The sequence below is a fragment of the Pontibacter amylolyticus genome (genome assembly GCF_014638845.1).
Lineage (GTDB): Bacteria > Bacteroidota > Bacteroidia > Cytophagales > Hymenobacteraceae > Pontibacter > Pontibacter amylolyticus.
In genome coordinates, this window is the sequence record NZ_BMFP01000004.1 from 153653 (window position 1) to 178867 (window position 25215).

Sequence of the window (25215 nt, forward strand, 5' to 3'; positions counted from 1 at the left end):
AAATTTGTTCTCCTCAAGGTATAGCTATACCTGAGCGACACGCATATTTTGAACAAAGCACACAATACATACCTCATCAAGCAGAAGGCGCAGGAACTGGGCTTCATGTACTGTGGCATTTCCAAAGCGGATTTTCTGGAAGAGGAGGCGCCGCGACTGGAGAACTGGCTGAAGCAGAACATGCACGGGCAGATGCACTACATGGAAAACCACTTCGACAAGCGGCTGGACCCGCGGCTGCTCGTGGAAGGGGCCAAATCGGTGGTGTCGCTGCTGCTCAACTACTACCCCGAAAAAGAAAACCAGCAGTCCGGCGAGGACACCTACAAAGTGTCGAAGTACGCCTACGGCACCGACTACCACTTCGTGATCAAAGACAAGCTGAAAACGCTGCTCAACTACATAAACGTGGAGGTAGGGGAAGTGGGTGGCCGCTGCTTCGTGGATTCTGCCCCGGTGCTGGACAAGGCCTGGGCCAAGAAGAGCGGACTGGGCTGGGTAGGCAAGAACTCGAACCTGATCGCCCCGCAGGTGGGCAGCTTCTTCTTCATCGCCGAACTGATCATCGATCTGGACCTGGAGTACGATGGCCCGATCAAAGACTACTGTGGCTCCTGCACCCGCTGCCTGGACGCCTGCCCGACCGATGCGATCGTGGCCCCTTATGTGGTAGACGGCAGCAAGTGTATCTCTTACTTCACCATTGAGCTGAAAGACCAGCTGCCGCAGGAAATGAACGGGAAGTTCGGTAACTGGATATTCGGCTGTGACATCTGCCAGGATGTGTGTCCCTGGAACCGGTTTAGCAAGCCGCACCATGAGCCTGCCTTTGAGCCGCACCCGCAGCTGAAGGAAATGAAGAAGTCGGACTGGGAGGAAATCACACAGGAAGTCTTTGCGCAGCTGTTCAAGAAATCAGCTGTGAAACGAACAGGTTACAACGGCCTGCTACGCAATATCCGCTTCGTTGAGCAAAGCCCCGATCCTCAGACCTGAGCTCTGGAGAATACCTTGTTCAGCACATAAAGGTACATCTCCGAAAATTTTTCATAGCACCATTGTTTCAACTGCTTGAGTTCTTCGGGAATCAGCACTTTAAAGGCTTTTCTCAATTCTTTCTCAAACAGCATTTTGTCGAAGCTCACCTTCAACAAGATCGTTTTAACGTACTCCAGCATTATTATAGTTTGGTATTTCGGTATTCTATTCTGCTATACGAAATTAGTCTAAAAGGTTCATTCAGTCTTGATTAAATTGTAAAATTCTACGTTAATCAGTTGATTCTGAATAAGAAAATCAAGCTGGATATTATTGTTTGGCTAATAGCAGAACGCTGAAAACAGGCCTGTATTTTACAGCAACAGCCAGTCAACCCAAAACACACAGAAGCGGTGAATTCATGAAAATTGCACTATAATATTCCGGTGTATAGCGACAAGAATTTGTAAATTTGCTATTATACCTGAATTATGCGTCTGACTTTCCTACTTATGCTGCTATACCTGTTGGTGTTGGTGCCCGCTTTTGGGCAGCAGGCCCGCATTGAGCTAGGCAAAAGTCCGCTGCCCATCAACACCTACTTCACGGTTTCCATCAGGCTGCAGGATCAGCAACTCAAGGAGTATTCTCCTTTCCCGGAGATAGAGGGCTTCAAAAAAAGCAACCGCTTTTCGTCCACCAAAACGGTTATAGCGGGAGGTAAGACCACCACAGTGCTCACCGTCACCCAGAACTATGCTGCCCTGGCCGAAGGGGACTACGAGCTTAAGCCCTTCAGCATGACCGTGAATGGACAGGCCTTGAAGTCGGCGGGTATGAAGATCAAGGTGGGGCCAATGGCTACGGTTAGTCCCAAGGAACCGGAACTGGTTATACCTGAGCAGCCCGAGCAGGGCGAAGCGAAACCCCAGGAGTATGTGGACCAGGAGGATAATGCTTTCCTGACGCTCTACACCGATAAGAAGGAGGTATACGTAGGCGAGGGCCTGAACATTGTGCTGTACTTCTACCTGGCCGAAGCAGATCAGCGGCTGCTGGACTTTCATGATTTCGGCAACCAGATAACAGGTATACTGCGTCAGCTGAAACAACCCAACGCCTGGGAGGAGGTGTTCGAGATAGATGAAGTGACGCCGGAGCAGGTGCTGGTGCAGGGCGAGCCATACCTGCGTTTCAGGCTATACGAAGCGGTGCTATACCCGCTCACAACCGAGCCGCTGCACTTCCCGAAGCTATCGCTGCGCATGCTCAAGTACAAAGTGGCCGTTAACCCAACGCTGCTCGAAGACAGGATGGAAGGCTACAAGACCTTTTTTGCCCGGGAGCGCATTATCCCTGTCAAGGAGCTGCCACCGCACCCCTTGCGCGATATGGTGCCGGTCGGTGAGTATACCTTGCGGGAAGGGCTGTCGAGCCAATCAGTGCCGTTGAACAAAAGCTTCAGGTATATGTTTGAGCTGGAAGGGGAGGGCAACCTGGCCGCCATCATGCCTCCCAGCCCATCGACCACGGGTACACTCGACTTTTATCCGCCGGATATGCAGCAGGACATCACGTTGCGCGCCGGACGTGTGCAGGGCGTGAAGCGCTTTACCTATTCCGTGCTCGGGCGCGTGCCGGGTACTTACAACCTGGCCAACGACTTCCAGTGGATCTACTTCAACCCGGTAACGGCTACGTACGACACGCTCCAGTCCAAACTGAGCGTGACGGTAACAGGTATAGCCGAAGCGGGCACCATGGTGCTGGCCCGCGATCTGGGCCCTTTTTACAAGATCATCGAAAACGAAGACCATACCCTGGTCAGTCTCTATCAGGACGAAGTCATTAAACGCTATACTAACATTATCCTGCTGGTGCTGCTGGCCTTGTCAGGATTCATTTTCTTAAAGTATCGAAATATCAAATGAGCAACTCATACGGTAAGATTTTCAAAATAACCACCTTTGGCGAGTCCCACGGCGTGGCAGTGGGCGTGATCGTGGATGGCTGCCCTGCAGGACTGGAGATCACAACAGAGGAAATACAAGCCGCCCTGGACCGCCGCCGGCCCGGGCAGTCCGACATCACCACACCCCGCAAAGAAGAGGACAAGGTGACCATACTCTCCGGTGTGTTCGAAGGCAAAACGACAGGCACCCCGATAGCCTTGGTGGTGGGCAACAAAGACCAGGCAAGCCACGACTACTCGCACGTGGCGCAGGCTTTCCGCCCCTCCCACGCCGACTATACCTATACCGTTAAGTATGGTCTGCGCGACCATCGCGGTGGCGGCCGCAGCTCGGCCCGCGAAACAGTGGCCCGCGTGGCGGCTGGCGCTTTGGCTGCCAAGCTGTTGCAGCATTATGGCATCACGGTGCGCTCGTATGTGTCGCAGGTGGGAGGTATAAAAGTACGCAAGCATTACGCCAAGCTCGACCTCACGCAGATCGACAGCAACAAGGTGCGTTGCCCCGACGGCAAAACAGCCGCCCGCATGATCAGCCTGATAGAAGATGCCCGTGATAGCCTGGATACCATTGGCGGCGTGGTGAGCTGCGTGGTGCAGGGCGTTCCGGTTGGCCTGGGAGAACCAGTCTTCGACAAGCTGCATGCGGAGTTGGGCAAAGCCATGTTGAGCATCAATGCCGTGAAGGGCTTTGAGTATGGCAGTGGCTTCGAGGGGGTGAAACTACGCGGTTCTGAACATAATGACCAGTTCTATACCGATGATGAAGGCACCGTACGCACCCGCACGAACCACTCAGGCGGTATACAGGGCGGCATTAGCAACGGGCAGGACATTTACTTCAATGTCGCCTTCAAGCCGGTTGCCACCATCCTGCAACCCCAGCAAACCATCAACGATGCCGGCGAGGAGATCACCCTGCAGGGCAAAGGCCGCCACGACCCCTGCGTGCTGCCGCGTGCCGTGCCCATTGTGGATGCCATGGCCGCGCTCGTGCTGGCTGATTTCTTGCTACGTCAGCGAGCTAACAGACTGACATCCTGAAAGGATGTTGCCGCTTTAGCTTAAAATGATTATATTTGTTAGTAGTGATGATAAGCGGCGTTCACATATCCACCTGTGTCAGGCCTTTGATGATGGCCTTCGTGTTGTTCGTAATTTTCATGAGCAACGGGTATGCGGCATCAGGCTGTATAACTGAATCTAAATTCTCCGCGCTACCCGAATCTGTTGCGGTCACACTGCACGAAACAGGTTCTATCCTTTCGCAGGGGAAGCAGCGTCTTTCTCAGGATGCCACTCCGCCTACCGGCCTGTATTTTGGTCTCCAAAAGGCAGGAACGCCGTTAAAGAGCTTTACTTTCCTCATACCTTCCGATGAGGTTATTCCGCCTTATGCCCCCAGAGCCCCCGGCAGAGATGGCTTTTTCAAATACTTCTACCGTTCCATTCAACCGCAAGCCCCCTAGTAGGCTTTTCTTGCTACGCACGCCCGGTTACTGGCAAGGCAAGCTTACCTGACCGGTAGGTATACGCTTTGCTTTAAAGTGCACCATCCGCCAGACAGCAACTAAGGTTCCCTTATACCCTACATGAGCGACTGCCCGGAATGATCCAATTTCGTTGGGCCGTTCGCCTATACCTGCTGTCTGCCCAGTACAGCTGCTGTTATGCAGTTATATTATTTTCACAATTCTTAATTCTGCTAATAAAATGAATAACGATTCAACTTTGATCATACTAGAAGACATCTCTACCTGGCCCCAGGAAATCCTTGACTATGTGAGCCCGAACCTTGCCCGTATCAGCCAGGAGCGTGAACTGGAGCTTGCCAAAAACCTGCAGGGGAAGAGCTGGCTTTCGAATATACCTGACTCCATCTATGTAAGAGCCCAGAAGCAGCTGGCAATCATGCTGCGTAGCTACGCCATAAAGGCATACCACTGTACCAGGCTCATTTCTCCAGAAAAGGCGCTTCAGAAAGGCTTGTTACCACTCAGTTTAAAAACGCTGGCAAAAGGGCTGAAAAATATGTCTACTCTCCTGGCATCGCCGGAGGATAGCGTTGAGGCAGAATTGGAGTTGATACATTTTGTAAAAGGCGAGGACTTCAAAAACCAGCAGGGACTCGTGTGGCTATACCTGACGGAAGCGCAGACGCAGCAGTACGATTGCCAGGACCTGCAGGAGTTTTACGGAGGGCGCTCGTTACGGGCTGCCCTGGCCAATAAGCGTTATAAATATTACCCGCTTCTCAAGCGCCTGGGAGCTCCTGCCGTAATTGCCTGCCGCGTTCAGATAGCGGACGCTACTGACAGTCAGGTGGAGGCACTCGCTAAACTGATGCTGGACCATATGCTGGATGATGCCAACGGATACCCGGCCCGACCTTTAATGGGAGAGCTTTCCGTGAACACGGCGGTGCCTGCCGCACATATTATTGAGATCCAGGAGCAATTACAGTATACCTGACAGAAAGCACTGTAAAGCACTTCTTTTTGAGGTGCTTTACAACTTGCTTGGGGCCCCCAAGCTCTGCATGTTCTGCATCAGAGCTTCCAGGTCGTCCGTGATGATGAGCAGCTTGTCATCTTCCTGGAGTGCCGTCTTGCCTTTCGGTACAAAGTATTTGCCGTCGCGTTTCACCATTACGGCGAGTGTCTTGTCTGGGAGCGGCAGATCCATCAGATAACTTCCCTTTGCCAGCATCTGTTCCGTAATGTTGATTTCAGTTGTGATGGATTTGATTTCATCAGAGAACTCGATATCGAAATCCTTCAGCTTGTGAAGTTCACGCGGCTTCTCGGCCAAGCCCAGCCAGACCGCCACCTGCGAGAGTGTCGTTCCCTGCACAATGAGCGATATCAGCGTACAGAAAAAGACGATATTGAACATCAGACGGGCATGCGGCACATCTGCGGCCAGCGGCAAAATGGCAAAGATAATGGGCACCGCTCCCCTCAATCCCACCCACGACACATAGGTTTTGTCTTTGGTACTCATGCTGCGGAAAGGCATCAGGCACAGGAACACACTGAGCGGGCGTGTTATGAAAATCATCAGGAAGCTGATAATCAAGCCCGGGATAATTATGGGGATTAGTTCGTGCGGATTAACCAGTAGCCCCAGCGTGAGGAACATGAGCAGCTGGCTCATCCAGGCCATGCCATCGAAGAAGTTGAGCGAGGAGCGCTTATGCACGAACTTAGAATTGCCGATCACGAGCCCGCCGATGTATACCGCCAGGAAGCCGTTGCCTTTGATAAAGTAGGTGGCCGAGAAAATGAAGATACAGACAGTGAAAACAAGGATTGGATAGAGCGAGCTGTTGTCAATGTCAACGTAGTTGATCAGGCGCACAGCCAGCCTGCCAAACACATAGCCGGCAACACCTCCTACAATCAGCTGCATCAGCAGCATGCCGCCCGCCGCCCAATAATTCACGCCGCTTCCCATCAGTACTATCTCAATGAGCGTGATGGTGAGGATGTAGGCCATCGGGTCGTTACTGCCGCTTTCCAGCTCCAGCATGGGGCGGAGGTTATTTTTGAGGTTTAAACTCTTGGAGCGGAGGATCGAGAAAACAGAGGCCGAGTCGGTAGAGGACATGGTGGCCGCCAGAAGCAGCGAGGTGGTCAGGCCTATACCTGCAGACCCCATCGTCATGCCCAATATCCACCAAATGGCAAAGCCTGTCAAGACAGCAGTGAGGAATACGCCCAGAGTGGCTAGCACGGCGCCTTGCGCTATGACCGGCCGTATGTCTGCGATTTTGGTATCCATACCGCCCGAGAACAGAATGATACACAGCGAAACCGTACCGATGATCTGGGCAATCTGGATGTTTTGGAACTGAATGCCCAAGCCATCGCTGCCTGAGATCATACCTATAGAGAGGAACAACAACAACGCCGGGACGCCGAACCTGTGCCCTGCTTTTCCGGCCATGATACTTACAAAAAAAAGGATAGCAATAGCAAATAATATCAGCTCGACATTTATGTTCTCCATGCGGTAGTATTATCGGTTAACTAGTTTCAGCCTGCTGCGAGGCCATACAAATATAACCATAAAAACCTAATGGAGCGGCTCTGAAAGTGCCCAGGCGCAAAGTTAGATGCATTTTTTGCTATCGTTGCGCTGCCATATTCCGCTCCGGGGTGTGTAGAAAATGGTTGTTTGTCAAAAAAAGAGCCGCCCCCTGGACCAGGGGCGGCTCTCGTATGATCATGGCCATGCCTTGTTCGTATGGCTTAGAAGAGTCTCAAGTGCACCACAAAGAACCAAACCAGAATGAGGATTGGCAGCAGGAACGGGATAGAGAAGCGCAGCACGTAACCGAAGAAAGATGGCATTTTCACACCGGCGCTCTCGGCGATCGCCTTCACCATGAAGTTAGGTCCGTTGCCAATGTAGGTGAAAGCTCCGAACAGTACGGATGCCAGCGAGATGGCTTCGAGCTGTATGAGCGTATCCATACCTGCGGCAGAGGTGCCGGCGGCGAATTGTCTGACATCCTCCACGTTGCTCTGCGACAGGTCAAACTTGGCCATGGCCAGCGACAGGAAGTTGGCATAGGTAGGCGCATTGTCCAGGAAACCTGAAAGCGAACCCGTAGCCCAATACAGGAAGTTTGGCGTGATGAGGTTGGCGTACGCAGGCGAAGAAGCGATCTCGGCTGACAGTTGCAGGGCAGGCATCATGGTAAAGAAGATTCCGAAGAACAGGAACACGACTTCCAGGATGGGGTGGAAGTTGAATTGGTTACCCGCCAAGGCTTCTTTGTTGGAATTGCGATAGCACATGAAGGCAGCGCCCAACTGAATGATCTCGCGCAGGTATGAGAACTTGTTACCGTCGTAGTAGATGTGTGGCAGCGCATCGATCACGTTTGGGTCGAGGAACACGGCACCGATGATGACAGCTAGCCAAAGCAGGTTGCGGCGGCCCTTGAAGCTGAATTCCGATTTGCCGGAGCTTGGCTCCACCAAATCGAGATCAGCGATGATTTGGTCACCTTTGTTGCGTCTGTCTACGAAGTAGAACATGAGGCAAAGCAGTAGGATCGCCATCATCCATGGCATGAACAGGTGCTGCAGTGTCCAGAAGAACGGCACCCCCTTGATGAAGCCGATGAAGAGCGGCGGGTCACCCAGCGGCGTTAACAGACCGCCGGCGTTACTCACGATAAAGATAAAGAATATGATTTGGTAAGGCTGCAGACGGTGTGCATTGAGGCGCATGAACGGACGGATCAGAAGCAGGGAGGCACCTGTTGTGCCGATAAAGTTGGCTAGAATGGCACCTGTGGCCACCATCGCCACGTTTATCAGAGGAGTTGCCTTGGCATTCACGTTGATGTATATACCGCCAGCCGCAATGTAGAGGGAGCTGAGGAGCACGGCAAAGGTGAAGTACTCCGCCAGCGTATGCACCGGCATGTGCACATCGCCTAACACAAACAAGTAATAGGCCAGCACGGTTAGTCCAAGGGTTACAGCTATTTTCTTGTAATTGTGCTCCCAGAAATGTCCGAAAAAAATGGGGCCACTGGCAATAAGACCAATCAGGAGCAGGAAAGGGATAATCATGAAACCCGGAACGGCTTGCTGTGCTTGTGCCAGCAGAATGTAGTTGTAAAGCATGTTAAACGTGCGGAGAGTTTTTCAGATCAAAAATTTACTGCGTTGCAAAGTTACTTTTTCTGGACTAATTAGCTAAGCAAATTGTTGTCTATACAGGCCTTATGTGGCAATCTGCCAGCCTGAACTAACGAAAAAAAGAACCTGTTGCAGATGCATTTGTCACGTAAGTCGGCATGCGGTATACTATCACTTGTCAGAATAATTGAGTAATTTTGGAAACTTTAAGGCGAAGGCCTAGGTTTTAATTTAAAACGCTGATATCCATGTTAGAAAATAGAGAAAAGACGGTTTCGGTATACGCCGAGGCCAACCCGAACCCCGAGTCCATGAAGTTTGTGATGAACGTAGGCCTTCTGCCCGATGGCCAGAGCGTGGACTACCCGAACTTAGAGAGCGCCGCCGACTCACCGCTGGCACAGGAGCTCTTCAACTTTGACTACGTGACGCGTGTGTTCATTGCCAGCAACTTTGTTACCGTAACAAAAGCTGCCAACATCGAGTGGGTGAAGCTTATACCTGAACTGCGCACGTTCCTCAAGGCCTATGTAGAGGCTGGCGGCCCCATCTTTGTGGAAGGCTTCCAGGCAAACAAGCCAGCAGCAGGTAGCGAGTCCCATGTAGATGCTACGGAAGAGGATGCCGCTATCTCTAAAAAAGTAACCGACCTGCTGGAAAATTACGTGCGCCCTGCCGTGGAGCAGGATGGCGGTAACATCTCCTTTAAGTCTTACAAAGACGGTGTGGTAACAGTACACCTGCAGGGTTCCTGCAGCGGCTGCCCATCAGCTACCGTAACGCTGAAGGCGGGTATCGAAAACCTGTTGAAGCGCATGGTGCCTGAAGTGACGGAAGTAGTGGCAGACGGTGTAACCATCTAAGCTATACCCGAGGAAAACGATATAAAAAAGGCCAGCCCTGTTTAGAGGGCTGGCCTTTTTTGTTGCTATGCAAGAGAGAACACCCGGAGCAGGCTAGTCCGCTCCGGGTGTTCTTGTTTTAGGCTTTCTGCGCTTGCGCCGCAGGCTTGGCTGGAGCAGGTGAAGGCGCCGGCTTCTTCTTCATGGTGTCCACCACGATCGGTGATGCGATGAACAGCGTAGAGTATACACCGAACAGGATACCGATCATCATGGCAAGAGAGAAACCACGCAGGATCTCGCCACCGAAGATGAAGAGCACCAGCACCACCATGAACACGGTGAAAGAAGTGATAATGGTACGGCTGAACGTGTGTACGAGGGCCGGGTTGATGATCTCGCTCACATGCAGGCGCGGATTATCGTTCATGTACTCCCGCACGCGGTCAAAGATTACCACGGTATCGTTGATGGAGAAACCGATGATGGTCAGCACTGCCGCGATGAAGATCTGGTCCATCTCATAAGAGATACCAAACAGGTCGAGTATGGCAAAGATGGCAATGATCATGATGGCGTCGTGGAGCAAGGCTATCACACCTCCCAAGCTGAACTGCCAGTTGCTGAAACGGAACATCACATAGATGAAGATACCCGCCAGTGCCAGCACCAACGATATCACAGCCGTCTTTTGGATGTCATCCGCCATGGTGGCACCTACCTTGGATGAGCTCAGAATCTCAGGGTTGAGGTTCTTGTACTCTTCCAGGCCCTGCAGCAGGGCGCTTTTCACTTGCTCATCCGCTGTGGTGCTCTCGTCATCCGCCAGGTAGCTGGTGATCACTTTCAGACGGTTAGAAGCGCCGAAGGTTTTCACTTCAGTTCCTTCCTCCTCAAAGTTGTCAAGCAAAGCACCGCGAACATCAGATGCCGGAACGGCGTCATCAAACTGCACCACGTAAGAGCGACCGCCTTTAAAGTCCACACCCAGGTTCGGTCCTTTGATAGCCATGGCTACCATACCGAAGGTGATAACAGCAAACGAGAAGATGTAGGCAGGCTTTTTCCACTTCATCACATCAAATTGCACGTTAGCGAAAAGCTTGTCGGTGAAGGAGGTTGAGAAGGACAGTTTGCCTGCTCTCTTGAAGTTACGCTCGATCAGCAGCCTGGAAATGAATACCGAGGTGAAGAAAGACGTCACTATACCGAGCATCATGGTAATGGCGAATCCTTTCACCGGGCCTGAGCCGAAGAAGTAGAGAATGAAACCGGCCAGGAATGTCGTGGCGTTGGCATCCAGAATCGTCAGGAATGCCTTGTCATATCCTTTGTTGATGACATCGCGTAGGCTCAGGCCTTTGGCGGCCTCTTCGCGCATACGCTCAAATATCAGTACGTTCGCATCCACGGCCATACCCAAAGTAAGCACGATACCGGCGATACCAGGGAGTGTGAGGGCAGCGTTGAACTGGGCCAGAATACCCAGGATAAAGAACACGTTGAAAACAAGGGCCAGGTTCGCAATGAAACCGCCTGTTCTGTAGTACGCGATCATGAAAATCACCACCACCAGCAAACCGGCCAGCGTTGACAGCAGGCCCTGGTTGATGGCTTCCTGACCTAGTGAAGGACCCACAATGGCTTCTTCCACAATGCGGGTAGGAGCTGGCATCTTACCGGCTTTCAGGATGTTGGCAAGGTCTTTTGCCTCTTCAATCGTAAAGTTACCTGTGATAGAAGAGTTACCGCCTGTGATCTCGCCCTGCACTACTGGCGCAGAGTATACATAGTTGTCAAGCACAATGGCCACCTGGCGGCCTACGTTGTCGCCTGTCAGTTTAGCCCAACGCTTGGCACCGGCTGGCGTCATGGTCATGTTGATCTCAGGGCGTCCGTTCTGGTCAAAGTCCTGGCGGGCATCGTTCACGGCCTCACCGGTCATCGGCGCTTTGCCGTCACGTCCTTTTTTGATGGCGTAGAATTCTACGAACTCCTGGCGGTTGTCACCCTTTATTGGCTTCACACCCCACAGGAACTTCATGTTCGGAGGGAAGATGGCGCGTACGTCTGGTCTCTGGAAAATGTCGTTGATCCTGGCTGTGTCGCGTGTGTTGGCACCGATACCGCCTGGCATCATGGTAAACAGACGGCCCATTACGCCCATCTGCTCTTCCTGCAGCGACTGAAGCGCGTCTGCAGTGTCTGTTTTTGCCTGGTCGGCAGAAGCGAGCGCTGTCGTATCGTTTGCAGCGGCAGCTGTATCATTAGTAGTAGCGGCAGCCTGTGCTAGTACGTCGTCAGCAGCAGCAGATGGCTTTGTGTCACCGGCTGCTGGAGTACTCTGTGCAGAAGTACGGCCAATGTTCAGACGGCCGGCTTTTTCTTCTTTGTCAAGGTGCTCGCTCAGTTGAGAGAAATACGGGGAGAATTCTTCCGGCGTCCATACCTCCCAGAACTCCAGGTTCGCCATGCCTTGCAGGAGTTTGCGTACACGGTCCGGGTTGTCTATACCCGGAAGCTCAATCTGGATACGGCCACTGCCCTTAAGGCGCTGGATGTTCGGCTGGTTTACACCGAACTTGTCGATACGCGTGCGCAGGATGTTGAAAGAGCGCTCGATGGCATCATCTACTTCCTGGTCAATTACGTTGATAACCTCCGCGTTGCTGGACTCGAAGCTGATCTTGCCACGGTTGGCTGTGTTGGAGAAGATACGGCTCAGGCGTCCGTCCGGCTCCACCTCGCGGTAAGCCTCGGCAAACAGGGTGGTGAACTTCTCCTGGCTGTTCTTCTGCATCTCCTGGGCGCGGGCAAGCGCCTTCAGGAAGTTAGGGTCTTTGCTGTTGCCAGAGAGGGACCGGATGATTTCAACCGGGGAAACCTCCAATACCACGTGCATACCGCCACGCAGGTCAAGGCCAAGGCCCAGTTCGTTTTCTTTTACCTCCTGGTAGGTGTACTCAGCGCCCAGGAAGTTGTAAACAGGCTCCTTCCAGATAGAGTCGAGGTAGGTTTGCTGTTTGTCGTGGTTTACGTTGCCTTGTGCGTCTGTGGCGTAAGCCTCAGCGTCTTTCTGCACACCGCGGGCAACAAACGAAAATGACAGGTAGTACAGGCAGAGCGCCGATACTATCACGGTCATAATGATGATGAAATTCTTATTCCGCATGGGTTGGTTGATAAAAAGGGTATAGTTGATAGAATGTTAATGCTCAGGAAATCACAGCGGCGCTATCTTACATAAACCAAGAAATGCTGTGAAGCCGTTCCGCTATACCTTGAATCTGGGTATGCGCAACGGGGCAGGACCGTAGGTGGGGCCTGCAGGGAAAGGGTTCGCTTAGGGTGCGTTGGGTTGAATGGAAATAGGGAAGAAGCGGGCTACGAAGCCAGCTCCGGGCGCCCTGGCCGCATAGGCAGGCAGCGCCTCGTCAGTAGGTATAGCAAAAGCAGGTATAGGAGTCGGCTCCAGTGCGTTTTGCTCCAGGTTGAGCACCACAAAGGAGGTCGTCGCCTCCAGCATGACTTTTTGCTTGACAACCGTTTTCTCCTGCGGGGCCGTGGCCAGTTGGGAGGCCGACTTGACAGGGGTGCCCTGCGCCGTGTAGGTATACGCCACTACTTCCTGCCCATTGAGCATAAGCGCCCAAAGCAGGGTTACGGTCATCAGAAGATGACGGAAGTGTGGCAATATGTTGGCAGCGTGTGGCATACAGAAAGCAAATGTAAGGCTTTCTTTGAAAAATTAAAACCCGTTAGCGGTTTATATCAATAAATCGTTTGATGTCGTGTTTTTTTCCGATAAGGATCAGGATGTCAGAAGGATAGATAATGGTGTCGGCCTTGGGAACACCGATGATGTGCTCCACCTGCGTGGGTTTGCCGTCCTGTATCTCTTCAAAAAAGCGCTTGATCGTGATCAGGTTGAGGTTGTACTTCTCGCGCAGCGATATCTTGGCGAGGCTTTTATTGGAGATGCCGCGCGGGGTGTTGATCTCCACGATCTCGTAGTTGTCGGGCAGCGACAGGAAGGTGCGGATACTCGGCTGCAGCAGGCGCTCGGCCACTGTTTTGCCAACTTCCCCCTCCGGCGACAGGATTTCCTGCACGCCCATCTTTTCCAGAATGCGACGCTGCTGCTTGTTGGCGGCACGCGTGATGATCCGCTTGATGTTGAGCTCCTGCAGGTTGGCCGTCGTGATGAGCAGGGCCTCGAAGTCCTCGCCGATGGACACGATGGCCGCGTCCATGTCCTGCACGTTCTGCGCCTCCAGTGCCCGGATGTCCGTCGCGTCCAGGGCAACGGCGTAGGCCACGTCGTCCTTTATGTCCTCCACATGGTCCTCGTTGTTGTCGATGGCAAGCACCTCTGCGCCGCGCTCTGCGAGCGTGCGGGCAATGGAGTTGCCGAATCTACCCAGTCCAATTACTGCAAACTTGTGTCGCATTCTTATAGTTTGGAATTAAGAAATGTGGTCAGAACCTCCAGTCCGCGGTCAAACTTCTCGTTGTTCGGGATGATGATGTCTGCGTCGTTTTTGTAAGGTTTGATGTACTTCTCGTATGTCGGCGCCACATGGTGGGTGTAGCGGTACAGCACATCGTCGAGGTCGTAGCCGCGCTCCACCTTGTCGCGCACGATGCGACGCTGCAGCTTGATGTACTCTTTGGCGTCGATGTATACCTTCAGGTCCAGCAGTTTGGCGATTTCCTCGAAGTAGAAAACGAAGATGCCCTCTACCACCACAATGGGGGCCGGCTTAAACTCCAGCTGCCTGGGCACCACGTTGGGGTTGTTGTAGGTATACTCTTTGCGGAAAACGCTTTCGCCCTGGCTCAGCTTCAGGATGTCCTGTGCATAAGCTTCGTCGTCGATGCAGGAAGGAAGGTCGAAGTTGACGACCCCGTTGAGGTCGCGGGTCTGGTGCTCGCGGTCTTTGTAGTAGTTGTCCTGAGAGATCAGGCAGATGTTCTCAGGGGAGAAGGACGCAAGTAGTCTGTTCAAAAAAGTGGTTTTCCCTGAAGCACTACCTCCTGTAATTCCGACGATAAATGGCTTTTGCATTGGAGATTATAGTTTCAGGCTACAAAATTAGTCTTTTAAGGCCAATGTGGCTACAGCCTGTGCTAATTATTTTACCCCTCAAACGCTAGGCTGTCTTCAAAAATTCCACCAGCTTCCGGATGGCCTCCCCGCGGTGGCTGATGGCGTTTTTCTCCTCCGGCGACATCTCCGCAAAAGTGCGGTCGTAGCCCTCCGGTATAAACACAGGGTCGTAGCCGAAGCCCTTGTCGCCCTTCCACTCGGTGGTGATTTGTCCGTTGACAATGCCCTCGAACTGGTGCTCCTGCCCGTCCAAGTATAGTGTGATGGACGTGCGGAAGCGGGCACGGCGAACGACATGTCCTTCGAGCTTCTTGAGCAGGTGGCGGATGTTGTCGGCGTCGTTGCGCTGCGGACCGGCATAGCGGGCGGAGTACACGCCGGGTTCGCCGCAAATAGCGTCTACTTCCAGTCCGGTGTCGTCGGCAAAGCAGTTGACCCTGTATTTCTCCCACACGTACTGCGCCTTCTGGCGTGAGTTACCTTCGAGTGTGTCCTGGTCTTCGGCCAGTTCCTCGTGGCAGCCTATGTCCTCGAGGGTGTGCAGCTTATACTTGCCTTCGAGCATGCTGCTTACCTCGGCTACTTTGTTTTTATTGTTGGTGGCGAAGCAGAGTTCTTTCATAGTGTATAATGTTAATGCAGGTAAGCCGCCACTTCGTCGTCTTGCAGCACCACATCCACGCGCTCGCGCAGGGTGGTGGCCAGCGAGTAGCCGGTATAGGTGCACGACACCGGGAACAGGGTATGGTGGCGGTTCACCAGCGTCGCGATTTCCACTTTCTTGGGGTTTTGCGGCAACAGGGCGTTCAGGGTATAGGCGAGTGTTTTGCCGGTGTTCAGCACGTCGTCCACAATAATCACCACGGCTTTCTCAATAGAGGCAGCCTCAGGCGTGATAGCGACCGGCGATTGCAGCGGGGCCGTTTTGTCTATCGTCACCTTCAGCAGTGTTACTTTGATGGGGGAGATCTTCTCCAGTTCCCGCGCCAGCATACCGGCCAGGGTATAGCCATTGCGGTGTATGCCTGCCAGCACAAGTGCCTGTTCCTCAAAGTTCTGCTCGTATACCTCGTAGGCCATGCGGGTGATCTTCTGCCGGATCTGCCCCTGGTCGAGTATCAGGTTTTGCTGTGGATGTGTCATGTGGGTGTCGGTATAAGGTATGGCGCTGTGCCAGAGGCAAATTTAAATAAATATCGCTAGCAACAGTGCCCTGCGATGAATGTTAAAATAATTTGGTTAGTAACATTTTAAATTCGAAAATACTTCTTAAATTTGCAGTCCGATTCAGAAATTAAGGTTAATTAACGTTTATAATAATGAAAAAAGGCATTCACCCAGAATACAGAGAGGTGGTTTTCCAGGATATGACGAGTGATTTTAAATTTATCACACGTTCTACGATGAACTCTGACGAGAAGATCACGATGGAAGACGGCAAAGAATATCCAGTAATCAAAGTGGAAGTTTCTTCTGCGTCACACCCTTTCTACACTGGTAAAAACATCTTTGTGGATACTGCGGGTCGTGTGGAGCGTTTCAACACACGTTACAAGAAAAAATAGTCAGGTATAAAGCTTGGTTAAAACGTTTGAAAAAAGTCTTTCTGTTACCATACGGAAAGACTTTTTTGCTTTTAACAACTTTCTGAAGACCCTGGCCGGTACAGGTACGGTATAAGTTATTGTGATCAAAGAACCTGTTTCACATTCCGCAAGACTTTTTATTTTTACAGCTATGAACATCATACTCTTCGATGACCCCGTTATCCGGCAGTCGCTGTTGCCGCTGACGTTTACCAGGCCGGTGGCCGATATCCGCATTGGCATCATGACCATTGCCGAAAAGTGGCAGCTGCAGGCAGAGGCGACCGTGTCGTATCTGACGCAGCCATACCTGCAGCAGAAGTTTCCGGCGCATTACGACACGCATAATGTGTTCGTGAACGGGGCGGTATGCCCGGACGAGGCATTGGTAGAGCAGGTCAGGTCCCTGAGAGTAGGGGAAGGACTGTACTGCGACGGTATGCTGGTGGCGCTCCATGCCGATAACCTGGACCTGCACGATGCCGGTGAACTGGCCATCTTCTCTTCCTCTAAAAAGCTAGAATGCCAGCCTGAAAACATCGTTCGGGAGGTGTGGGAAATTTTCGTTCAGAACGGCAACCAAATCCGAAGCGACTTTAAAGTGCTGACAGCGGGACGCCAGAGCCAGCCCATCGACGATAAGTACACCATGGTGTACGATGAGGAGAACATTTTCATAGAAGAGGGCGTCAAAATTCGCGCGGCTATCCTCAATGCTGAAAACGGACCGATCTACATCGGCAAAAACGCCCAGATACACGAGGGCGCCATCATCAAAGGGCCCTTTGCGATCTGTGAAGGCAGCAACGTGAACGTCGGCGGCAAAATGCGCGGCGACGTGACCATCGGGCCTTTCTGCAAAGTGGGCGGCGAGGTGGCGGCTTCGGTAATATTCGGCCACACCAACAAAGGACACGAGGGCTACCTGGGCAACTCGGTGCTGGGCGAGTGGTGCAACCTGGGCGCTGACACCAATACCTCCAACCTGAAGAACAATTACGCCGAAGTGAAAATCTGGAGCTATGCCAAAGGCGGCTTCAAAAGCACAGGGCAGCAGTTCTGCGGCCTCATTATGGGCGACCACAGCAAGAGCGGCATCAACACCATGTTCAACACGGGCACGGTGGTAGGCGTGAGCGCCAATATTTTCGGGGCTGGCTATCCGCGCAACTTTATACCTTCCTTCGCCTGGGGAGGCGCCTCCGGTTTCGAGACTTTTCAGCTGCGCAGAGCCAGCGAAGTAGCCGAAAAAGTAATGGGACGGCGCAATTTGCCCTTCGATGACACAGAAAAGGCTATCTTCGCAGAAATATTCGACCAAACCCAGGAATACCGGGTGTGGGACAGGAAAGGGTAGTGGCTAAATTGTTATTGGTTAAATTGTTAACTTCGTGGAATGTTAATTCTGCGTGTGTTATCCAGCAGTTTAACAATTTAGCCATCCAACAATTTAACAATTCATCAATTTGCATTTCTCTCAAATAATAGGGCATCAGGAAACGAAGGGGTTGCTCATCAACTCAGTGCGGCAGAACCATGTGGCGCATGCGCAGCTGTTTCTGGGGCAGGAGGGAAGTGCCAACCTGGCGCTGGCGCTGGCCTATGCTACCTACATCAACTGCGAGGACAGGCAGCCCGATGATTCATGTGGAACGTGCAACAGCTGCGTGAAAATGAACAAACTGGTGCACCCCGACTTCAACTTCGTGATGCCGGTGACCAGCACCAAGTCCATCACCAAGGATGTGCTGAGCCAGAAATTCCTGACCGAATGGCGCGAATTCGTGCTGGCCAACCCCTACCAGGGACTGAACGAATGGATGCAGCACATTGGTGCTGAGAACAAGCAGGGCAACATCTCCAAGGAGGAAAGCCGCCAACTGGTGAAGCTGGTTTCGCTGAAGGCTTTTGAGGGCGATTACAAGATCGTGCTCATCTGGCTGCCGGAACTCATGCATCATACCGCTGCCAACGCCCTGCTCAAACTGCTCGAAGAGCCACCCGTTAAAACGCTCTTCCTATTGGTGTCGCAGTCGGCCGAGAAACTGCTGGCGACCATCACCTCGCGCACCCAGATCGTGCAGGTGCGGGCTTTTACTGAAGAGGAGGTGATCAGCTACCTGCAGGAAAAGCACGGACTCGACAACACGGCCGCCTACCAGGTGGCGCAGCTGGCAGAGGGAAGCCTGAATGCCGCCACCAAACTCACCAGCGAGGTCAGCAGCGACTACTTCACCTTCTTCACCGACTGGATGCGTAACTGCTACAGCTACAAGTTCGAGAAAGTGGTGGATGCCAGCGAGGAGTTTCAGAAGCTGGGGCGCGAAAACCAGAAGAACTTTTTGCTCTACGCGCTCAACCTCTTCCGCAAGGTGATGCTTTACGGCGTGGACGAGTCGCTGATTGCCTACCTGCCCCCAAACGAGCTTGATTTCGTACAGAAGTTCTCGAAGCTGATCACAGAAAATAATGCCGATAAACTGGCGCAGGAACTAAACGAGGCGCATTATCACATAGAGCGTAACGCCAACCCGAAAATGGTGTTTGTCGACAGCTCTATCCAGATTGCCCAGTACCTGCGCAATGCTAGTTAAGGAGAAGATATCATGGAAAATAATACAATAGTAAAAACCATTCGAATCGGTACGCGCGGCAGCAAGCTGGCCCTTTGGCAGGCAAACGCTGTGGCCGATAAGCTGCAGGCTGCCGGCCTCGATACCGAGATTGTCATCATCAGCACCAAGGGCGACCAAATACTCGACCGCTCCCTCATCAAACTGGGGTCAAAAGGTGTGTTCACGGAGGAGCTGGAAGTGGGCCTGCGCGAAGGCACCATCGAGATTGCCGTGCACAGTGCCAAAGACGTGCAGTCAACTATACCGGACGAGCTGGAACTGGTGGCCTTTATGGAGCGCGAGATTGTGAACGACGTGGTCCTGTCCTTTAACCCAGACTTCAAACTGGAGCGCGATAGCAAGGTAATGCTCGGTACGTCTTCTACGCGCCGCAGGGCTTTGCTCCGGAAGTACTATCCGAACGTGACCACCGATGAGTCGCGCGGCAACCTGCAGACCCGCCTGCAGAAGCTCAAAGAAGGCCCGTTTGAAGCGTTGGTGCTCGCTTATGCCGGCGTAGTTCGGATGGGCTACGACCACATGATCGTGCATACCTTCCCGGACGACGAATTTGTGCCCGCCGCCGGTCAGGGCAGTGTGGCCGTGGAGTGTGCTCGTGACCTCGATCCGGAGGTGAAACAACTGATAAAAGATGCCGTTGACCATGCCGATACCCATGTGTGCCTGCTGGCAGAGCGCGCTTTCCTGCGCACCATGGAAGGCGGTTGCAGCATCCCTTCTTTTGCCTTGGCCAAGCTGACGGCGGAGGGGAACGTACGCATACATGGCGGCATCGTAAGTCTCGACGGGCAGCAGCACCTCTCGGAGGTATATGAAGGAAGTCAGGAGGAAGCCGAAGCATTGGGCACGAGGCTGGCCGAAACGATTCTAAGCCGTGGCGGAGATAAGATACTCAAGGAGATCAGGTCCGAAAGGGAAGAATAAGCAGTAGAGAGTAGATAAAAGATCATAATAAAGAAAGGGGCCGCCTGCTATGTGCAGGCGGCCCCTTTCTTTATAGCAGGTATGTACTACACCTATCCCTATGTTTCTAAGGGGGACGCTTTCACCGTTTCTGTCGTAAGGGGCGCTTTGTTTCTTGAGCGTGCGTAGGCGAGAAAGGTTTTCATCTCGCTCTTTACCACTGGCGCCAGTATGAACAAACCTACCATATTCGGAATGCCCATCGAAAAGAGCATAGCATCGGAGAAGGCGACCACGCTGTTTAGCTGGATTGGGGCACCCAGCACCACAAAAGCACAGAACAACACCTTAAAAGAAATATCGGCCGCTTTGTTGTGGCCAAACAGGTAGGTCCAGGATTTGAGGCCATAGTAGGACCAGGTGATCATGGTGGAGAAGGCAAAAAGAATAACAGCGGCTGCCAGGACAAGTGGGAACCAGCTGATTACGGTAGCAAAGGCGGAGGAGGTGAGCGCAATGCCATCGCCGGTGTCCTGTGTGTAAGCGCCTGTCACTACAATGACCAATGCTGTCATGGTGCAGACGATGACAGTATCGATGAAAGGCTCAAGCGAGGCCACGAAACCCTCTGTAACGGGCATGTTGGTTTTAACGGCGGAGTGGGCGATAGAGGCAGAGCCTATACCCGCTTCGTTTGAGAAGATGCCGCGGCGCAAACCCTGGATCATGACCCCAACTAAGCCACCGCCAAGAGCTGTCGTGCTAAAGGCCCCTTCAAAAATAGAGGCAAAAGCGGCAGGTATCTGGGAGAAGTTGACTGTCAATACCACAATGCCGGCCAGAATGTAAATGCCGCACATCAGGGGGACTACTTTTTCGGTTACACGGGCAATACTCTTCATGCCCCCCAGAATCACGAGTCCCACTAATACGGCCATAATCAAACCGAACAGCCAGGCGTTGCCGCCCCCAAAGAAAGAAGCTTCGGCACCGCCTGTCACCGTAATGAACTGCTGCGTCGCCTGGTTGATCTGAAACATGTTGCCTGCTCCCAGGGCGCCGCCAACACACATCACTGCGAAAAAGACCGCTAAAAACCTGCCCAGGCCCTTCATGCCCCGCTCAGCCAACCCTTTTTTGAGGTAGTGCATCGGGCCACCCGAAACGGTGCCGTCGGCGTGCACATCACGGTACTTCACGCCCAGCGTGCACGAGACAAATTTGGTAGACATACCCAGCAGACCGGCCGTGATCATCCAGAAAGTAGCGCCGGGTCCACCCAGTGAGATGGCAATGGCTACACCCGCAATATTTCCGAGACCTACCGTACCCGAAACGGCAGCTGTCAGCGCCTGAAAGTGTGAAACCTCCCCGGGGGCATCGGGCTGGTTATACTTGCCACGTACGATATCAAGTGCATATTTAAAACCCCGGACATTGATAAAACCCAGGTATACGGTAAAGAAAAGAGCCCCTGCCAGCAGCCAGACCAGGATAAGCGGTATACCTACGCCAGCTACCTGCACTTCGTAAAAGATGATATCAGAAATAAATTGCGCAGTAGGCGCTACGGCAGACTCAATTTTTTCATCAATCGTAGGTTCCAGAGTTTGTGCCTGCGCACTGCCCGAAATAGCAATGGCAAGACACGTTAGAAGTAGTACTTTTTTCATCAAGTAAGGGTAGGTAAGTTTAGTAGGTCTGCATGAATATAATTTTATTTGACGGAAGTAGGAAATTAACCTTTAAATTGCTTCTACGGGTACAGCATAAAGTTCTTAAAATGCAAGCTACACCTTGTTTGACGGTAGTCCCGCTTAATTTGATGCTATACCTGCGGACTTTAATTTGAAATAGGAGAATTCGCATAAGCTGGCAGAAAATGCGGCTAAAACATGAAAAGGAGCTAAAAAGGCTTAAATTTGAAATTTAGACCTGATTTTCAAACCTAAAACCTACCCCTTTAACATGAACCTGCTTAGAAAGATAGCCGCTGTCATGCTGGTGCTATGCCCGATGGCTGTGCTCGCCCAAAAGGCACCCAAAGGCAAAGATCAATTGGTAACCATCTCCACCCCACATGGAGAGATGAAACTGGTGCTGTTTGATGACACGCCACTCCACAAAGAGAACTTCCTGAAACTCGCCCGGCAGGGCTTTTACGACGGCACCACCTTCCACCGCGTGATCGATGGGTTTATGATCCAGGGCGGCGACCCGAACACCAAGGATGATGACCCACGTAACGATGGCGCCGGTAACCCGGGCTATACCGTGACCGCCGAGATCAACCCGAAGTACAAGCATGTGCGCGGCGCGCTGGCCGCAGCCCGTATGGGTGACCAGGTAAATCCCAAAAAAGAGTCGAGCGGCTCCCAATTCTACATCGTGGAGAACCACCAGGGTACGCCGCAGCTCGACGAAGCCTACACGGTGTATGGTCAGGTTATTGACGGTTTGGATGTGATCGATAAGATTGCAGCGCAAGCTGTCGACGGCCGTAACCGCCCACTTTCCGACATACCTATGAGCGTGAAGGTGGAGGAAGTGAAAAAGAAAAAGATCGCCAAGAAGTACCGCTATACCTATCAGCAGGCAGACTAACTATACCTGAAGAAATATCTTCCTCTTTAGTCAATTGCTATACCTGGAAGCAGTGCAACGTCGATAAGTAACCACACACTTACCTTTATTAAAGGCATATGGCGACGCTGCTGCTTGAATGGACAAAGGAGTGATCCCCTTAGGGGAGAATTAATCATACAACAGAAACTGAAACCATGAAAAAAATACTGATTACAGGCTCCAACGGCCTGCTGGGCCAGAAACTGGTTGCCCTGCTGCTTCCCCGCACCGATGTGGAACTGCTGGCGACCAGCCGAGGCGAGAACAAGCTGGCCGAAATCTTCCCGACACTGGCCTTTGCCTCGATGGATGTGACCAACCGCGAAGAGGTGGAAAAGGTAGTGGCCGATTTCAAACCAACGCACTTGATCCATACCGCCGCCATGACCAACGTGGACCAGTGCGAATCGGATCGGGAGGGCGCGCTGAAGCTCAACCGCGACGCAGTGGCCCACGTGGTGGAAGCCTGCGAAAAGCACAATGTGCACCTGATCCACCTGTCCACCGACTTTATTTTTGACGGCGAGGCCGGCCCTTATGACGAGGAGGCAGCAGGCAACCCGATCAGCTTTTATGGCGAGACCAAACTGATGGCCGAGGAAATTGTGAAGCAGGCCAGGTGCAAATGGGCGATCCTCCGCACTGTGCTCGTGTATGGCGTGGTGCACGACTACGGCCGCACCAACATTGTGCTGTGGGTGCGCGACAGCCTGCGGGCCGGCAAAGTGATCAAGGTGGTAACCGACCAGTTCCGTACCCCGACGCTGGCCGAGGACCTGGCCATGGGCTGCTGGCTGGCCGTGCAGCACGACGCCGAAGGCATCTACAACATCTCGGGCAAGGAGATGTACACCCCCTACGACATGGCCCTGCTGGTAGCCGACTATTTCAAGCTGGACAAATCGCTGATCGACAAAGCAGACGGCAGCACCTTCTCGCAGCCCGCCAGGCGCCCTGCCCGCACCGGTTTCATCATCACCAAAGCCGAGAGAGAGCTCGGGTACAAACCGCATACCTTTCGGGAGGGTATCGCTATGGTGGCAGAACAGGCTGATATGTATTAAAAATATTGAATTTAATATGGTTCAATCAGAACCATTGCTTAAATTGGAAGCTTTAAATGCTGATTATGCGGATTTTAACCTTGCTGCATGACTGGTTTTTAACAATTGCGCACAAAACACAACCCTGCTTACCTTAACCAACTAATCTGAACTAACCAACCTTTACCCTTATTATGAGTGCTAACAAAGAATCATGGGGCTCCCGGGTGGGTCTCATACTAGCCATGGCCGGCAACGCAGTGGGCCTGGGGAACTTCCTCCGTTTCCCGGTGCAGGCGGTGCAAAACGGCGGTGGAGCCTTCATCATCCCCTACCTGATCTGCTTTCTGGTAATGGGCATTCCGCTCCTCTGGATCGAGTGGTCCATGGGGCGCTTCGGCGGAAAATTCGGTCACCACTCCACGCCTTTTATCGTGGATACCATGCACAAGAACCGTCTCTGGAAATACATCGGCGTGTTCGGCATCTGGACCAACATTGCGGTAGCCTCTTACTACTGCTACCTGGAGTCCTGGACACTTTCTTATGTGTTTCACTCACTGGGCGGCACTTTTAGCGGACTCGACCAGATTGGCGTTTCAAACTTCTTTGACGAGTATGTGAACCTGGGTGAGTCAACCTTCGGCATTCCGTACGAGCCTATTTTCTTCTTTGTCGTGTGCTTGCTGCTGAACACCTGGATTCTTTCGCAGGGACTTGCTAAAGGGGTGGAGCGCGTAGCCAAAATAGGTATGCCGCTCTTAATTGTGTTTGGTATGTTCTTGGCCTACAAAGGTTTTACTATCAATGCCGGCGAAAACGGTGCCATCAACGACAGCTCGGTTGGCCTGAACTTCCTGTGGACGCCGAACTTCGACGAGCTTTGGTCGCCTACGGTATGGCTGGCTGCGGCCGGTCAGATCTTCTTTACGCTTTCCGTAGGTATGGGTACCATCCATTGCTATGCTTCCTACGTGCGCTCCAAAGACGACATCGCCCTAAACGCCATGTCAGCCGGCTGGATGAACGAGTTCGTGGAAGTAGTGCTGGGAGCCTCCATCCTAATTCCGATTTCGATCGGTTACCTGGGTATAGATGGTGTCGTTGACCTTGTGAACAGCCAGGGTGGTCTGGGTCTGGGCTTCCGTACGCTGCCCTACCTGTTCTACCAGTGGGGTGATGTGCTGGGCGCTATAGCCGGCGTGATGTGGTTTGGCTTGCTGTTCTTTGCAGGCATCACCTCATCGCTGGCCATGGGTACGCCTTGGATTGGCTTCCTGCAGGACGAGTTTAACTGGAACCGTAGACCAGCGGCCTGGTCGTTTGGCCTTATTGTACTGGTGCTGGGTATGCCAACGGTGCTTTTCTTTAAGTATGGCGTGTTCGACGAATACGACTACTGGGCAGGCACTGTATCGCTGGTAGTGTTCGCTTTGTTTGAGTCTATCCTGTTTGCCTGGGTGTTTGGCATGAACAAGGGCTGGAGAGAAATTACCTCCGGCGCTGACATCAAAGTGCCAGGCATCTACAAGTTCATCATCAAATTCGTTACTCCGCTCTTGTTGCTATGGGTTTTCATCGGCTCGCTAATTACACCGAAAGGCGGCGACTGGGCTGGGGCGTTCAGCAACGGCTGGGAACTGGACGACAGCTCTATCATCAACAAGATAAAGAACTCGAATCTGAAACGACAGCTGGCCGAGGCCACCGACCCGGCCGTGATTGAGCAGTTGCAGGAAACGCTGTTCTTCGTGAATGCTTCGCGCATTTTGTTGGTAGTCGTGTTCCTGAGCATCGCTGGGCTGGTATACATGGCGTATAAAAAAAGAGTTAGAGAAGGAAGAATTTAGGAAACTATGAATA

At 52.5% G+C, this 25215-nt stretch carries 22 protein-coding genes; 12 read left to right on the forward strand and 10 right to left on the reverse strand.

Translation table 11 applies throughout. From position 1 onward, the window contains the following. Nucleotides 1-48 precede the first annotated feature (48 nt). Entirely contained in the window at nucleotides 49-996 is a 948-nt protein-coding gene (queG, locus tag IEV97_RS11335) for a tRNA epoxyqueuosine(34) reductase QueG (protein ID WP_373283829.1), read from the forward strand. Here queG and IEV97_RS11340 read toward each other — a convergent pair. Next, on the reverse strand, nucleotides 987-1178 hold the full coding sequence (locus IEV97_RS11340; RefSeq protein ID WP_076669372.1) for a hypothetical protein: 192 nt from the start codon (nucleotides 1176-1178) through the stop codon (nucleotides 987-989). The genes queG and IEV97_RS11340 overlap by 10 nt on opposite strands. A gap of 291 nt (nucleotides 1179-1469) precedes the next feature. On the opposite strand from IEV97_RS11340, the gene IEV97_RS11345 reads away from it, so the two are divergent. From IEV97_RS11345 to IEV97_RS11355, 3 genes are all read left to right on the forward strand, one after another. Continuing rightward, nucleotides 1470-2909, forward strand: a complete 1440-nt coding sequence (locus IEV97_RS11345; RefSeq protein WP_188501624.1) for a BatD family protein — start codon at nucleotides 1470-1472, stop codon at nucleotides 2907-2909. Continuing rightward, nucleotides 2906-3991 (forward strand): chorismate synthase, encoded by a 1086-nt coding sequence (aroC, locus tag IEV97_RS11350; RefSeq protein ID WP_188501625.1) that lies wholly within the window; start codon nucleotides 2906-2908, stop codon nucleotides 3989-3991. Before IEV97_RS11345 ends, aroC begins: the two co-directional genes overlap by 4 nt. A gap of 669 nt (nucleotides 3992-4660) precedes the next feature. Beyond that, complete coding sequence (locus IEV97_RS11355; protein WP_188501626.1) at nucleotides 4661-5419, forward strand: hypothetical protein; 759 nt, start codon at nucleotides 4661-4663, stop codon at nucleotides 5417-5419. Nucleotides 5420-5455: 36 nt separating this feature from the next. On the opposite strand, the gene IEV97_RS11360 is transcribed toward IEV97_RS11355, so the two are convergent. Continuing rightward, entirely contained in the window at nucleotides 5456-6958 is a 1503-nt protein-coding gene (locus IEV97_RS11360; protein WP_188501627.1) for a potassium/proton antiporter, read from the reverse strand. A gap of 242 nt (nucleotides 6959-7200) precedes the next feature. Then, complete coding sequence (locus tag IEV97_RS11365; RefSeq protein WP_188501628.1) at nucleotides 7201-8592, reverse strand: sodium:proton antiporter; 1392 nt, start codon at nucleotides 8590-8592, stop codon at nucleotides 7201-7203. Nucleotides 8593-8855: 263 nt separating this feature from the next. Here IEV97_RS11365 and IEV97_RS11370 point away from each other — a divergent pair, with 263 nt between their 5' ends. Then, nucleotides 8856-9470: a NifU family protein gene (locus IEV97_RS11370; protein ID WP_188501629.1), complete on the forward strand. Its 615-nt coding sequence runs from the start codon at nucleotides 8856-8858 to the stop codon at nucleotides 9468-9470. A 118-nt stretch (nucleotides 9471-9588) separates the two neighbouring features. Here the strand turns inward: IEV97_RS11370 and secDF are convergent, their stop codons facing one another. The 6 genes from secDF to IEV97_RS11400 form a co-directional block, all read right to left on the reverse strand. Beyond that, entirely contained in the window at nucleotides 9589-12621 is a 3033-nt protein-coding gene (gene secDF / locus IEV97_RS11375) for a protein translocase subunit SecDF (RefSeq protein ID WP_188501630.1), read from the reverse strand. A gap of 171 nt (nucleotides 12622-12792) precedes the next feature. Next, complete coding sequence (locus IEV97_RS11380; RefSeq protein WP_229733904.1) at nucleotides 12793-13164, reverse strand: RNA methyltransferase; 372 nt, start codon at nucleotides 13162-13164, stop codon at nucleotides 12793-12795. Between the two features lie 43 nt (nucleotides 13165-13207). Beyond that, a complete protein-coding gene (locus IEV97_RS11385; RefSeq protein WP_188501631.1) occupies nucleotides 13208-13900 on the reverse strand; it encodes a potassium channel family protein in 693 nt (230 codons plus the stop codon). A 2-nt stretch (nucleotides 13901-13902) separates the two neighbouring features. After that, nucleotides 13903-14517, reverse strand: a complete 615-nt coding sequence (gene udk, locus IEV97_RS11390) for a uridine kinase (protein WP_188501632.1) — start codon at nucleotides 14515-14517, stop codon at nucleotides 13903-13905. Between the two features lie 85 nt (nucleotides 14518-14602). Then, a complete protein-coding gene (locus IEV97_RS11395; protein ID WP_188501633.1) occupies nucleotides 14603-15181 on the reverse strand; it encodes a non-canonical purine NTP diphosphatase in 579 nt (192 codons plus the stop codon). An 11-nt stretch (nucleotides 15182-15192) separates the two neighbouring features. Further along, complete coding sequence (locus tag IEV97_RS11400) at nucleotides 15193-15702, reverse strand: phosphoribosyltransferase family protein (RefSeq protein ID WP_188501634.1); 510 nt, start codon at nucleotides 15700-15702, stop codon at nucleotides 15193-15195. Between the two features lie 176 nt (nucleotides 15703-15878). Here IEV97_RS11400 and IEV97_RS11405 point away from each other — a divergent pair, with 176 nt between their 5' ends. The 4 genes from IEV97_RS11405 (at nucleotide 15879) to hemC (ending at nucleotide 19705) form a co-directional block, all read left to right on the forward strand. Beyond that, nucleotides 15879-16124, forward strand: coding sequence for a type B 50S ribosomal protein L31 (locus IEV97_RS11405; protein ID WP_076420761.1), 246 nt, complete (start codon nucleotides 15879-15881; stop codon nucleotides 16122-16124). Between the two features lie 172 nt (nucleotides 16125-16296). Then, complete coding sequence (locus tag IEV97_RS11410; RefSeq protein WP_188501635.1) at nucleotides 16297-17502, forward strand: GlmU family protein; 1206 nt, start codon at nucleotides 16297-16299, stop codon at nucleotides 17500-17502. A 109-nt stretch (nucleotides 17503-17611) separates the two neighbouring features. Then, on the forward strand, nucleotides 17612-18739 hold the full coding sequence (locus IEV97_RS11415) for a DNA polymerase III subunit (protein ID WP_188501636.1): 1128 nt from the start codon (nucleotides 17612-17614) through the stop codon (nucleotides 18737-18739). 12 nt (nucleotides 18740-18751) lie between these two features. Beyond that, nucleotides 18752-19705, forward strand: coding sequence for a hydroxymethylbilane synthase (gene hemC / locus IEV97_RS11420; protein ID WP_188501637.1), 954 nt, complete (start codon nucleotides 18752-18754; stop codon nucleotides 19703-19705). 98 nt (nucleotides 19706-19803) lie between these two features. Here the strand turns inward: hemC and IEV97_RS11425 are convergent, their stop codons facing one another. Next, on the reverse strand, nucleotides 19804-21357 hold the full coding sequence (locus tag IEV97_RS11425) for an alanine/glycine:cation symporter family protein (protein WP_188501638.1): 1554 nt from the start codon (nucleotides 21355-21357) through the stop codon (nucleotides 19804-19806). A 295-nt stretch (nucleotides 21358-21652) separates the two neighbouring features. Here IEV97_RS11425 and IEV97_RS11430 point away from each other — a divergent pair, with 295 nt between their 5' ends. From IEV97_RS11430 to IEV97_RS11440, 3 genes are all read left to right on the forward strand, one after another. Next, nucleotides 21653-22288 (forward strand): peptidylprolyl isomerase, encoded by a 636-nt coding sequence (locus IEV97_RS11430; protein WP_188501639.1) that lies wholly within the window; start codon nucleotides 21653-21655, stop codon nucleotides 22286-22288. Nucleotides 22289-22464: 176 nt separating this feature from the next. After that, on the forward strand, nucleotides 22465-23373 hold the full coding sequence (locus IEV97_RS11435) for an SDR family oxidoreductase (protein WP_188501640.1): 909 nt from the start codon (nucleotides 22465-22467) through the stop codon (nucleotides 23371-23373). A gap of 173 nt (nucleotides 23374-23546) precedes the next feature. Continuing rightward, nucleotides 23547-25202: a sodium-dependent transporter gene (locus IEV97_RS11440; protein ID WP_188501641.1), complete on the forward strand. Its 1656-nt coding sequence runs from the start codon at nucleotides 23547-23549 to the stop codon at nucleotides 25200-25202. Nucleotides 25203-25215 lie beyond the last annotated feature (13 nt).